Genomic DNA, 11783 nt, shown 5'->3' on the forward strand with positions numbered 1-11783 from the left:
TTATTCAAAGATCCTTTCGCAGGCGCAAAAGCGCCCCATGCGTGCGGCACACAGCCGCAGACCAAATTGCGATACCCAAGCATCTTACCGCTGGAACTATATGTCGCTACAAGGCAGAGACAATTCTTCAGCAGGTCAACGCAAATTATTGCTCGAATGGTGCAATTTTATTGCCCAACGGCAGGGCACCCGATACGACGCAAATCACAGAACATGGCAGTTTGAGCAACCGATGCCGAGGGACCGAAAAACAAAAAAGACGGGGCTCGCAATGCGAACCCCGTCTGCAAAGAAATCTGGCGAGAAAGCCTGATTACTTGAGGGTGACAGCAGCGCCAGCAGCCTCGAGCTTCTCCTTGGCAGCCTCGGCGTCCTCCTTCTTGGCACCCTCGAGAACAGCCTTGGGAGCGCCCTCGACGACCTCCTTGGCCTCCTTCAGGCCAAGGTTGGTGAGCTCACGGACGGCCTTGATGACCTGGATCTTGTTGTCGCCGAAGCCCTCGAGCACGACGTCAAACTCGGTCTTCTCCTCGGCCTCAGCAGCGCCAGCAGCGGGAGCGGCGACAACAGCGGCAGGAGCAGCGGCGGAAACGCCGAAGGTGTCCTCGATAGCCTTAACGAGCTCGGAAGCCTCGAGAAGGGTCATTTCCTTAAGAGCATCGATGATCTCATCGGTGGTAAGCTTAGCCATTTCTAAGTCCTTTCGGTTTCCGTGTCTGTGCACGGAGATCAGTTAAAACACGGCGCGAATGCGCCAGGGGTGCGGCATTGCCGCCGCGGGTGAAAACAGCGACTAGGCTGCCTTCTGCTCGGAGACCTGCTGGATCGAACGAGCGAGACCAGAGGAAACGCCGTTGACGCAGACAGCGATGTCGCGAGCGAAACCGGAGATGAGACCGGCGATCTGGCCGAGAAGCTGATCCTTGGTGGGCAGCTCGGCGATAGCCTTAACATCATCAGCGGAAACGGCCTTGCCGTCGGAGATACCGCCCTTGATCTCAAGGACGCCCTTGGACTTAGCAGAGAAGTCCTTAAGGGCCTTAGCGGCCTCGACCGGCTCGGACTCGTAGAACACATAAGCGACGGGGCCGGCGAGGATCTCGTCGAGCTCGGGCTGCTCCTGGTTCTTGAGAGCGATCTTGACCAGGTTGTTCTTGTAGACCTTCATCTCGGCGCCGCACTCGCGAAGCTGATGACGCAGCTCCTGAGCCTGCTTAACCGTCAGACCGTTGTAGTTGACGACGAACAGACCGGCGTTCTCGGCGATACGGGACTCGATCTCTGCAACCTTGTCGATTTTGTACTGCTGGGGCATGAATTACACCTCCTCGAATTCTTTCCGGGCACGGTCCGCCACAAGGACGTGACGGGGGCATGTCCAAAAAGAAAGCCCCCGCGCTGCATGAGCGACGGGGGCGAGAAGACATATCTACTCGACCACCTCGGCTGGCGGGATATCCCATTAAGCTCGCGGGCGATGCCCGTTTGCACCGGCTGTCTCTGGCAGCGGATTCGTGCGTGAACCGAAAGTATTATGGCGGGGACCCCGGCGTCGGTCAACGGGAAACCGGGCTGCACACAATTCCACCATCCGGCCGCGCCGCCGAAGGCCAGGCGCAAGGTTTTCGCTCGGTCAGGTCCTGGGCTCGCACGAAGAGCACATTAAGTGCTCTTCGGCTCGTGCGGAATCTACGAAAACCTTGCGCCTGGCCTTCGGCGGCGCGGCCTGCGGTGACTTTGGGGCAGCCCGGTTTCCCGTTGGCCGGCGCCCCCACTCATAAGCCTTAAGTCGGTGGGCTGATATGTTGCGTCCCTGATGGCTACAAGGTTGAAAGGAAGGTGGACAGGCGGTGGAGGCCTTCGTCTAGGTCTTTGTCGGAGACGCAGTAGCTTAGGCGGATATGACCTTCGGTGCCGAAGCAGTCGCCCGGGACTAGGGCTACGTTTGCCTCTTCGATGGCTTTGATGCAGAAGTCTTCGCTGGTTAGGCCGAACTTTTTGATGCTCGGGAAAGTGTAGAAGGCTCCTGCGGGCTCTACTACGTCGAGGCCCATGGCGTATAAGGCTGCGAGGACGCGCTCGCGGCGGGCTCGGTAGACTTTGAGCATGGGGGTTGGGTCGACGGTCAGGGCTCGGGCTGCGGCGTCCATCTCGAAGGAGACGGCGCTCGATACTAGGTATTGGTGAGCTTTTGCGATCTCGGCGATGACGGGTGCCGCTGCCGCGAGCCAACCCAGGCGCCAGCCGGTCATGGCCCAGGGCTTGGAGAAGCTCTCGATGACGACCGTCTGCTCGCGCAGCTCCGGGTGTCGCTGGGCAAAGCGCTCGTAGCCGTCCACGTAGACCAGACGGTTGTACACGTCGTCGCAGACTACGTATATGCCCGCCTGCTCTGCCACGCGCGCCACGGCGTCGAGCGATGCCGTGTCGAGGATGCAACCCGTGGGATTGTTGGGCGAGCAGATGACGATGGCCTTGGTCGCCGGGGTCACACAGGCGCTAAGCGCGTCCTCGTCAATCTGGAATTGCGCAGGCTCCGTATCCAAGAAGACCGCCTTGGCGTGGTTGGCCACGACGATGCTCTCGTACAGGCCAAAGGCGGGCGTGGGGATAATGACCTCGTCGCCGGGGTTGAGCATAGCCATAAATGTTGCCGACAGTGCCTCGGTCGCGCCGTCGGTCAGGATGACCTCATCGGCGGAAAACGCCAGGCCCGCGTCATCCATATATTTGGACAGTGCATCACGCAGGGCGGGGCGACCGTTGTTGGGCGGATAGTGCGTGTCACCGCGGTCCAGCGCGGCGGTCACCTCGGCGCTAATCGCATCGGGCGTGGGAAAATCGGGCTCGCCGAGCGCGAGCGCGATACACCCCGGATGCCGGGCGGCGAGCGCGTTAATCCGGCGGATACCGGAGGGCTTGAGCATGGCAAGCGAGGTATTCATGGGCAGACGCATGGCGTTCCTTTCATAAGGGTTGCACTAGGATAGCGCGGCGGGGCGCCACCAGACGGTGTAACCTAAACGGAAACGAGCCGGAAAGGAGATGGCATGGAGACGACCGCGCGCGGCGACTTACCAAAAACACTGCACACCATTGCGTATATCAGTATTCCCAATAGCGCCGATCTTGATTTTTTGCTCTGGGACCTGCAGGATGCCATCGCCGCCTATGCTCAACTTTCCGGCACCGCACTCCCCCGCCCGGTCGACTTGAAGGCAAATGACGCCGGCAGCGTTGCCGATGGCATCGTGCTGGCCATTGAAGATGTGGCTGACGATGAGACGTTGACTGCTATCGAGCAGGCGCTTGAGCGCTTTGGCGGTACGGGAACGCGCGTCTATGCCGCGATTCGAGCCGCACAAGAGGGCACTGAGCAGGCGCGTGGGACCGCCGTTCGCCTGCACAAGGCATGTGAGCGCCATGACCAATTGTGGTGTGGCGGCGTTGCCATCTGCGCCGGCAGCGGCATCGCAGCGCTTCGCCATTCCCCGCGCATGGGACTCTTGCGGCGACCGTTTTCGGAGGCCATGGACAAGCTCGTGGGCGCCGTGCGCATGGGCTGCTCCGTCGAGCATGCACAGCGACTTGGCGGCGGCAATGCCGCCAACGTCGACGCCGACGGCATGGTTTGCGCCGAGCCAGCCGTGCCCGCGCCGATCTGGCGAGGCGTTCTGAAACGTCTGGGCGCCCACGCTCAAACAAAAATCTAAATTAAATAACAGCCCAGTCAACGGCTTCGTGCCAACGCTCGACAAGACGCTCCAGTCGCCAGGCGGCATTGGCAGGACTTGTCGAGGGCAGGACGACGGCGGGCAACCCCGTCCGATCTTGCAAGTAGCGTTTGTAGAGTCGCCCTGCCGTACCGCCGTTACAGACAACGACCTCGATCGGCGCGGCATCGGTAATGCGCTCGATATGTGCCGGCACAACGTTGCGAATGCTCGCGTCGCTCGAGCCCTTAATGTCGCAGCCCTCGATTGCATCCCACAGGGCCACGCCGCCGTTCAGCAGCATGGCCCGCTTGGCGGCAATGGAGGCATCGAGCGTCGCGGGCTCACCGCTTGCCAAAGGATCGCCCTCGTTGGGCGGCACAGGCACACCGAGACACGCCGCCGTGACCCGCCAAAAGCGGTTCTGCGGATTGCCATAGTAGAAGGCATTTGCACGCGAGAGCACCGAGGGAAACGACCCCAGCACCAAAACGCGCGAGCGCTGGTCGAACACAGGCTCAAACCCATGCTCAATATGTTGATAGTCCTCGTCAGACACGGCCATGGGTTAGGCTCTCAACAGATAGCGCACCTCGTAGGGTGCAAGCTCAAGGGCACCCGTCAGCTCGACCGTGGGCGCATCGTCGGCAAGCAGGTCGACAAAGGACCCGTTGAGCTCGCCGGCGCCAAAGGCGTAAGGCTCGCCCACGGCGTTCACCGCCACGAGCACCGTCGCGTCATCACAGGCGCGCTCGAACAGCAGCTGCTTGTTCTGGATCACCACGTTGCGATAGGCACCATAGTTGAGGGCACGGGCCGCCGCGTCGTCTGCCGAGCGCAGGTGCGCGAGCTGCTTGATGAAGGCCGTCAGCTCGTTGGGCGCAGGCTCATCGAGCGCAGGTCGCAGCGCCCAGTCGCCATCGGGGCCACCCTTTTCGCCAGGAATCCCCCACTCGCTGCCATAGTAGACGCACGGAATGCCCGGCATGCCAAAGAGCATGCCATAAGCGGGGCGCAGACAGGACTTGTCGGTAAGGATGCTCGCCAGGCGCGGCACATCGTGGTTGTCGACAAACGACAGCAGATGCTTGCCGCGATAAATGCACCACGGGTCACCGCCAAACTGGCGATGCAGCGAGTGGGCGATCTCGAACATGTTGACCGAGTTAAAGCTGGAGTACAGGCCCTTGTAGCACTCGTAGTTGGTGCAGGAGTCAAGCATCTCGTCATTGACGATCTGGTTGTAGTCGCCGTGGAGCGTCTCACCAATCAGCACAAAATCGGGCTTGAGCTCACGGGTAAAAGTATGCAGGCGGCGCATAAAATCGCGATCGAGCATATAGGCGACGTCCAAGCGCAGGCCGTCGATGCCAAAGCCCTCGGCCCAGCGACGCACGGACTCAAGCAGGTAATCGACCACGGCGGGGTTTTGCAAGTTGAGCTTCACAAGCTCAAAATGGCCTTCCCAGCCCTCGTACCAAAAGCCGTCGCCATAGCAGGAGTCGCCGTCAAAGCTAATGTGAAACCAGTCCTTGTAGGGCGAGTCCCACTTGCGCTCCTGAACATCGCGGAAGGCCCAAAAACCGCGACCGACATGGTTGAAGACGGCATCAAGCACCACACGGATGCCATGGGCATGCAGTGTCTCGCACACGGCGGCAAAGTCGGCATCCCCACCCAGGCGACGGTCGATATGGCGCAGGCTGCGCGTGTCGTAACCGTGACTGTCGGATTCGAGCGGCGGGTTAATGAGCACAGCACCGATGCCGAGCTCTTGCAGGTAGTCGGCCCATTGGGCAATCTTCATTATGGGCGCATCGGGGTTGGGCGCAGCGTTGGCAGCCTGGGCGAGTTCATCCTCGGCAACAGGGGCGGCGTTTTCGCGCGGAGCTCCGCAAAAGCCCAGCGGATAGATCTGATAGAACGTCGTCTCGTATGCCCACATAGCAACCTCCCGGCAATCTTTCACGCAACGCCATCCATTGTATGCCCGCCGCGCATCCCCTCCCCCAAAATAAGTTGCGGTGAAATAGGGACTGTTGAGACCAATAAACCGGGCAAACAGTCTCTATTCCACCGCAACTGATGAGGGAACGTGATTAGGCGACGGGCTTTGCGCGGCGTATGACCGGGAACAGCACCGTAATGGCGAGGATGACGCCCACGACGGTAATCGCCCCGCCCGCAAAGCCAATCCAAGCGATACCGGGACCCGAAACCACGGCGCCGCCGATTGCGGTGCCCGTGCCGATGCCGAGGTTAAACAGGCCCGAGAAGATCGACATGGCGACGGCCGACGAATCCGCCGGTGTGTACTTGATGAGCTCGGCCTGGAACGCCACGTTAAAGGCTGTGGAGCAGCAGCCCCATAGCGCGCAGACGGCAAGCACTGCTACGAGCGACGATGCGACCGGACCCATGAGCAGCAGAGCCACAGGCACGCCGGAGAGCGTGATAGCCAAGAACGGGAAGCGATGCCCATCGAACAGACGGCCGAACAGCCAGCTTCCGAGCAGACCAGAGCAGCCGAACGCCGTCAGCGTCATGGTAATAGCGCTTGCGTCGACGTGCGCGACCTGCGCCAGGAACGGCTCGATATAGCTGTAACCCGCATAATAGCCGGTTGCCATAAAGACCGTGACCGCGTAGAGCGCGATCAGGAACGGGTTCTTGAGCAGCACGGGCAGCTGCTTGAGCGTAAAACGCTCGCCCGCCGGCATAGCCGGGAACACCGCGGCCTGGTAGACGACCGCGACAGCCGAGAGGGCACCGACCACGGCGAATGTCATGCGCCAGCCCACGGCCAGTCCGATGGCGCGACCGATCGGCAGGCCAAAGATCTGCGCGATGGACGAGCCCGTAGCGATCATGCTGATGGCGAGCGCCCCGTGGCGGGCGTCGCCCAGGCGCGAGGCCATGATCGAGGCGACTGACCAGAACACGGCATGCGCGCAGGCGACCACCAGACGCGCGCAAACCAAAATGGGATATGTCGGTGCCACAGCGGACAGGAACTGGCCGAGCGAAAACACGGCCAAAACGCCCAGCAGCATCCGCTTGAACTCAAAGCGCGAGGCAAACACCATAAGCGGCAGCGACAGCAGCATGACGCCCCAGGCATAGACCGAAATCATGATGCCTGCCTGGGCCTCGGTGAGCGAGAACGACGCGGCGATATCAGTCAGAAGGCCGATGGGCATGAACTCTGATGTGTTGAACACGAACGAACAGCAGGCGAGCCCGATAAGCGGGAGCCACTGCTTGAGCGAGATGCCATCTTGTCTTGCCTGGGTCATGTAGGAAACCTCTCCGATTGTCATGGGCGGTGGGCGATTATATAGCAACGGCCCCGCATCCGTCAGTACAGATGCGGGACCGCAATCAACTCAATACACAGGGGTTGCGCCGTCAATAAATAGCTAAGCCAACCCCAACAATATGCCCGCCGAATGCACGACAAACGCCACGATCCAGGCGACCGTCACCTGAAACGCGAACACGGCAACGGCATAGCGCGCACCCAGCTCGCTCTTGACGGCACCGATGGCCGCCACGCAGGGCGGGTACAGCAGCGTAAAGACCAGGAACACGTAAGCGGTAAACGGCGAAAACATGGTCGACAGTGCCGCGGGCGAGGTCGCGCCCAAAAGCACCGTGAGGGTCGAGATGACACTCTCCTTGGCGATAAGGCCGGTGACGAGCGCCGTGGATGCTCGCCAATCGCCAAACCCAAGCGGCGCCAGCGCCGGCGCGATGATGCTGCCGAGACCCGCAAGCAGGCTTTGCGACTGATCGGCGACCACATTAAAGCGGATGTCGAACGTCTGAAGGAACCAAATGACCACCGTAGCGACAAAGATAATGGTGAAGGCCTTGGTGATGAAGTCCTTGGCCTTATCCCATGCCAGCATCACCGTCGTCTTAACGCTCGGCAGGCGGTAATTGGGGAGCTCCATGATAAACGGCACCGGGTCGCCCTTAAATGCCGTGCGGTTGAGCACCAAAGCCGCTATGCATCCGACCGCAATGCCAATCAGATAGAGCGAGACCATGGCGGGAACTGTCGCCTGCGGGAAAAACGCCCCGCACAGCAGACCGTAGACCGGCAACTTGGCCGAACAGCTCATAAACGGCGTGAGCATGACCGTCATCTTGCGGTCGTGCTCGGATGGGAGCGTACGGGTCGACATGATAGCCGGCACGGTGCAGCCAAAACCGACGAGCATGGGCACAAAGCTGCGGCCCGACAGGCCAAAGCGACGCAATACCTTATCCATGACAAAGGCCACGCGCGCCATGTAGCCCGAGTCTTCCAGAATGGAGAGGAACAAGAAGAGCACGACGATGATCGGCAGGAAGGTCAGCACGCTGCCCACGCCCGTGAGAACACCGTCGACGGCCAGCGAGCGCACCACGTCGTTGGTGCCGAACGCCTTGAGACCCGCATCGGCCGAGGCGATGATGGCAGCGATGCCGTCCTCCATAAGTCCCTGCAACGCCGCGCCGATCACGCCAAACGTCAGCCAAAAGACGAGGCCCATGATCACCAGGAACGCCGGAATGGCTGTGTAACGACCTGTCAGGATGCGGTCAATCTTGACGGAGCGCACGTGCTCGCGGCTCTCGTGCGGCTTTACGACGCAGCGCCCGCACACGTCGCCGATAAAGCCGAAGCGCATGTCGGCCAGCGCAGATAGACGGTCGGTGCCGGCCTCGCCCTCCATCTGGGTAATGATGTGCTCGATGGCGTCGAGCTCGTTGCGATCCAGGTGAAGCGCCTCGGTCACCAGCTCGTCGCCCTCAACCAGCTTAGTCGCCGCAAAACGCACCGGGATATGCGCCGTCGCGGCATGGTCCTCGATAAGGTTGGCGATGCCGTGAATGCAGCGATGCAGTGCACCGCCGTCCGAGCCATCGGGCGCACAGAAGTCCAGGCGACCGGGGCGCTCGCGGAACCGCGCCACGTGCAAGGCATGATCCACCAGCTCGCCGATGCCCTCGTTGCGGGCAGCGCTAATGGGGACAACAGGCACGCCCAACAGGCTCTCGAGCAGGTTGACGTCCACGGCGCCGCCGTTGGCCGTCACCTCGTCCATCATGTTGAGAGCGATGACCATGGGGCGATCGAGCTCCATAAGCTGCAGCGTCAGGTACAGGTTGCGTTCGATGTTGGTGGCGTCGATGATATCGATGATGGCATCGGGATGCTCGTCAAGGATAAACTGGCGGCTCACAATCTCCTCGCCCGTGTACGGCGACAGGGAGTAAATGCCGGGCAGGTCGGTAACGCTCGCCTCGGGGTGGTTACGGATAGTGCCGTCCTTGCGGTCGACCGTCACGCCGGGAAAGTTACCGACGTGCTGGTTGGAGCCCGTAAGCTGGTTGAACAGCGTGGTCTTACCGCAGTTTTGGTTGCCGGCGAGGGCAAAGTGAAGCGGTGCGCCCTCGGGCACGGCCGTCTTGGCAGCACGGGGCGAATACGTCCCCTCGCCCAGGGCCGGGTGATCTGTCGTGCCGATTGCGGCGTTAACGCGCGGGCCGGTATCGGTGTCGTGCACATCCACGAGCTCAATGCGTGCGGCATCGTCCTTGCGCAGCGTCAACTCGTAGCCACGCAGGCGAATCTCGAGCGGGTCGCCCATGGGGGCGTACTTCATCATGGTGACTTCGGTGCCCGGTGTTAGGCCCATGTCCAAAATATGCTGTCGGAGTGCCTGATCGTCCGATGCCACCGATGCGACAACGGCGTCCTTTCCAATCTCGAGTGTATCGAGCTTCACGCGCTCATCCTTTCGTTAGACGCGGTTAACCGTTTACCGGGGCTAACCAACTCGTAACGACAAATGATAGCGCTCTGAACTATTTTATAAAGTCAAATACCGATGTTTACCTGCGCAAACTTTATGCGGTGCGCCCCGAAAGCTCTTTGCGCATACCGCTCAGCGAGATCGAAATGGGACCCGACCGCGCGGTAGCAGTGAGTCGATCACCCTCAACCGACCCCGTGCATGTAAAGGGCGCCTTGCCCATCAAGACGTGGGAGATAGTACCCGAGAGCTCAAAGAAATCGCACTCAGCGCGGGCACCCGAGAGAGCGATATTGAGACCCCTGACGTTTAGTACTGCCCTGAGCGCGCCGTTCACCCCATGTGAAAACGTCACCTCGCCGCGCTTGCTCCCCACCGGCGTCTGGGCCAAAACCACATACGTACCCTCAAGCATGGCTCCTCCTCTAAGCAGACTTTTTGAAACGGGCAAGTAGTCTACTTTTACATATGGCGCTCCAGGAAACGGAAGGCCAGGCGGATCCAAGGACGGACCGCCACCTGCTTGTCCTCGTTGTCGACCGCGGTATTGGCGTTGCCGAGCGAAAGGCCGTGGCCACCCTGGTCAAAGACGTGCATCTCGCATTCAACACCCTCCTCGGCCATGCGCTGCGCAAACGGGTAGACCTGCGCGACCGGCGCCGTCTTGTCGTCCGAAACGCCCCACACAAAGGTCGGGGGCATCTGGCGCGAAACGTGCGTGGTAGGGCAAATGTCGGCCAGGTGCTCATCGGTCGCCTCGCCGCCCGTCACCATCGACAGATAGTCGTTGAGCAAATCGCGCCCCGTCTTGCCACCCGTCTTGGGCACGCGCAGGTCGATGCGCGGGTCGCGCGTCTGCATATCGCGCACATAGGCAAGGTCGAGCAACGGATAGCCCAGCACCACGGCGTCGGGACGAATATCCTCCGGACGAGCCCCGGCAAGGCCCGCGAAGGGTCCGGTCTTCCACTGCGTTGCCAACGAGGCGCAGATCATGCCGCCCGCCGAGAAACCCACGATGCACACGCGCTTGGGATCGACATGCCACTCGTCGGCGTTGGCGCGCACGGTAGCGACCATCTTGGCGAGGTCCGCCTGCGGGTGCGGAAAGCTCACGTCGCCCGTGGCGCTCGTCACATAGTTGAGCACAAAGGCCTGGTAGCCGCGGTCCAAAAACGCAAACGCCACCGGGTCCTGCTCGTGCGGAGCGATATGCGTAAACCCGCCTCCGCCGCAGATGATCACCGCGGGGCGGCGGCCATTGGGCTTGTCGGGCAGCGGCTCGGCACCCAGATACGTAAACGTCGCCGGATACTCCTCGGTCGGCTCCTCGCCCCACAGCGCATGGTTCTCAATAATCATAGGTGCTCCCTCCGTGCGATTCGTGCGCACTCGTTTTTCGCACCTTAGCGTACCCCACTTGAGCCCGCGGCGCAGAAACACGCCAGCAATAAGTTTCCCTTCAACTGATATATCACATAATCCCAGCTCAGAGGTATCGCTGAGCAGCGTAGAATAGGGGGTGTTGACCAAGCCGCGAAACAGATATGAAACGTTTCCGGCAAACCAAACGCGCGATATGCGCCTATTTAAGTTGGAGGCAACTATGGGTCTGCTCGATTCGCTTAAGTCCACCTTCACCTCGACCGGCGAGGCGTCCGTTCCGCCCGCAGCAAGCTTCGCCACCCGCGAAGGCGTCATCTATGCCCCCGTCAACGGCGTGCTCGTCAGCCTGGACGAGGTTCCCGACGAGACGATCGCCTCGGGCATGCTTGGCCAGGGCTATGGCATCGAGCCCATTACCGGCACCATCTATGCGCCCGCCAACGGCCGCATCGGCGCCACCACTGTCACCAACCACTCCATCGGCATGATTACCGAGGACGGTCTGCGCGTATTCATCCATGTTGGCCTGGGCACCGTGGAAATGAACGGCAAGGGTTTTGCCCGCTTTGTCGAGATGGGCGATGTGGTCAAGGCCGGCCAGCCGCTCATCAGCTTCGATCGCGAGGCCATCAAGGCCGCCGGCCACGAGGACATCGTGACCGTCATCGTCTCCGAGCTCGATCGTCTTAAGAGCATCGACCATGTCGGCGAGTCTGGAACGCTTATCGGCGGCAACCCGCTCGTCAAGCTGGGCGACCCGCTGCTGGTTGCCAAGACCAAGTAGCCAGGCCCCGCGCCACACAGCCAAAAGGCACCTCGTCAAGCGCCCGCGACCATTTGGCCGCGGGCGCTTTTCGTTTGAAAAACCATCCCGCCA

Annotated in this window: 11 protein-coding genes; 2 read left to right on the forward strand and 9 right to left on the reverse strand. The window is 61.2% G+C overall.

Annotation, left to right across the window (positions count from 1 at the left end; all coding sequences use genetic code 11):
• Nucleotides 1–313: 313 nt before the first annotated feature.
• The 3 genes from rplL to DWW73_RS01515 form a co-directional block, all read right to left on the reverse strand.
• Nucleotides 314–691 carry a 50S ribosomal protein L7/L12 gene (gene rplL, locus DWW73_RS01505; RefSeq protein ID WP_006235005.1) on the reverse strand — a complete coding sequence of 126 codons (378 nt, stop codon included), beginning with the start codon at nucleotides 689–691 and terminating at the stop codon, nucleotides 314–316.
• 102 nt (nucleotides 692–793) lie between these two features.
• Nucleotides 794–1315 carry a 50S ribosomal protein L10 gene (gene rplJ / locus DWW73_RS01510; RefSeq protein WP_006235004.1) on the reverse strand — a complete coding sequence of 174 codons (522 nt, stop codon included), beginning with the start codon at nucleotides 1313–1315 and terminating at the stop codon, nucleotides 794–796.
• Between the two features lie 505 nt (nucleotides 1316–1820).
• A complete protein-coding gene (locus DWW73_RS01515) occupies nucleotides 1821–2957 on the reverse strand; it encodes a pyridoxal phosphate-dependent aminotransferase (RefSeq protein ID WP_117778563.1) in 1137 nt (378 codons plus the stop codon).
• A gap of 93 nt (nucleotides 2958–3050) precedes the next feature.
• On the opposite strand from DWW73_RS01515, the gene DWW73_RS01520 reads away from it, so the two are divergent.
• Nucleotides 3051–3713, forward strand: coding sequence for a hypothetical protein (locus DWW73_RS01520; protein WP_117563775.1), 663 nt, complete (start codon nucleotides 3051–3053; stop codon nucleotides 3711–3713).
• Between the two features lies 1 nt (nucleotide 3714).
• Here the strand turns inward: DWW73_RS01520 and DWW73_RS01525 are convergent, their stop codons facing one another.
• The 6 genes from DWW73_RS01525 to DWW73_RS01550 all read right to left on the reverse strand — a co-directional run bounded on the left by DWW73_RS01525 (nucleotide 3715) and on the right by DWW73_RS01550 (nucleotide 10882).
• On the reverse strand, nucleotides 3715–4278 hold the full coding sequence (locus tag DWW73_RS01525; protein ID WP_117778564.1) for a uracil-DNA glycosylase family protein: 564 nt from the start codon (nucleotides 4276–4278) through the stop codon (nucleotides 3715–3717).
• 3 nt (nucleotides 4279–4281) lie between these two features.
• Nucleotides 4282–5658: an alpha-amylase family glycosyl hydrolase gene (locus DWW73_RS01530; protein WP_117778565.1), complete on the reverse strand. Its 1377-nt coding sequence runs from the start codon at nucleotides 5656–5658 to the stop codon at nucleotides 4282–4284.
• A gap of 154 nt (nucleotides 5659–5812) precedes the next feature.
• Nucleotides 5813–7009 carry an MFS transporter gene (locus DWW73_RS01535; RefSeq protein ID WP_117778566.1) on the reverse strand — a complete coding sequence of 399 codons (1197 nt, stop codon included), beginning with the start codon at nucleotides 7007–7009 and terminating at the stop codon, nucleotides 5813–5815.
• Between the two features lie 123 nt (nucleotides 7010–7132).
• Nucleotides 7133–9493 carry a ferrous iron transport protein B gene (feoB, locus tag DWW73_RS01540; RefSeq protein ID WP_117778567.1) on the reverse strand — a complete coding sequence of 787 codons (2361 nt, stop codon included), beginning with the start codon at nucleotides 9491–9493 and terminating at the stop codon, nucleotides 7133–7135.
• Nucleotides 9494–9614: 121 nt separating this feature from the next.
• Nucleotides 9615–9935: a hypothetical protein gene (locus DWW73_RS01545; protein WP_117778568.1), complete on the reverse strand. Its 321-nt coding sequence runs from the start codon at nucleotides 9933–9935 to the stop codon at nucleotides 9615–9617.
• A 47-nt stretch (nucleotides 9936–9982) separates the two neighbouring features.
• The gene (locus DWW73_RS01550; protein ID WP_117778569.1) at nucleotides 9983–10882 is read right to left on the reverse strand and encodes an alpha/beta hydrolase; all 900 of its coding nucleotides are present in this window, start codon (nucleotides 10880–10882) and stop codon (nucleotides 9983–9985) included.
• Between the two features lie 244 nt (nucleotides 10883–11126).
• Between DWW73_RS01550 and DWW73_RS01555 the strand changes: the two genes are divergently transcribed.
• On the forward strand, nucleotides 11127–11690 hold the full coding sequence (locus DWW73_RS01555) for a PTS glucose transporter subunit IIA (RefSeq protein ID WP_118266321.1): 564 nt from the start codon (nucleotides 11127–11129) through the stop codon (nucleotides 11688–11690).
• The last annotated feature ends 93 nt before the right edge of the window (nucleotides 11691–11783 follow it).

It is taken from the genome of Collinsella sp. AF16-8, assembly GCF_003462695.1.
GTDB lineage: Bacteria > Actinomycetota > Coriobacteriia > Coriobacteriales > Coriobacteriaceae > Collinsella.

Bases quoted from the DNA above. Each gene is read 5' to 3' on its own strand.
- rplL (WP_006235005.1), bottom strand. From the start codon at position 691: ATGGCTAAGCTTACCACCGATGAGATCATCGATGCTCTTAAGGAAATG.
- rplJ (WP_006235004.1), bottom strand. From the start codon at position 1,315: ATGCCCCAGCAGTACAAAATCGACAAGGTTGCAGAGATCGAGTCCCGT.
- DWW73_RS01515 (WP_117778563.1), bottom strand. From the start codon at position 2,957: ATGCGTCTGCCCATGAATACCTCGCTTGCCATGCTCAAGCCCTCCGGT.
- DWW73_RS01520 (WP_117563775.1), top strand. From the start codon at position 3,051: ATGGAGACGACCGCGCGCGGCGACTTACCAAAAACACTGCACACCATT.
- DWW73_RS01525 (WP_117778564.1), bottom strand. From the start codon at position 4,278: ATGGCCGTGTCTGACGAGGACTATCAACATATTGAGCATGGGTTTGAG.
- DWW73_RS01530 (WP_117778565.1), bottom strand. From the start codon at position 5,658: ATGTGGGCATACGAGACGACGTTCTATCAGATCTATCCGCTGGGCTTT.
- DWW73_RS01535 (WP_117778566.1), bottom strand. From the start codon at position 7,009: ATGACCCAGGCAAGACAAGATGGCATCTCGCTCAAGCAGTGGCTCCCG.
- DWW73_RS01545 (WP_117778568.1), bottom strand. From the start codon at position 9,935: ATGCTTGAGGGTACGTATGTGGTTTTGGCCCAGACGCCGGTGGGGAGC.
- DWW73_RS01550 (WP_117778569.1), bottom strand. From the start codon at position 10,882: ATGATTATTGAGAACCATGCGCTGTGGGGCGAGGAGCCGACCGAGGAG.
- DWW73_RS01555 (WP_118266321.1), top strand. From the start codon at position 11,127: ATGGGTCTGCTCGATTCGCTTAAGTCCACCTTCACCTCGACCGGCGAG.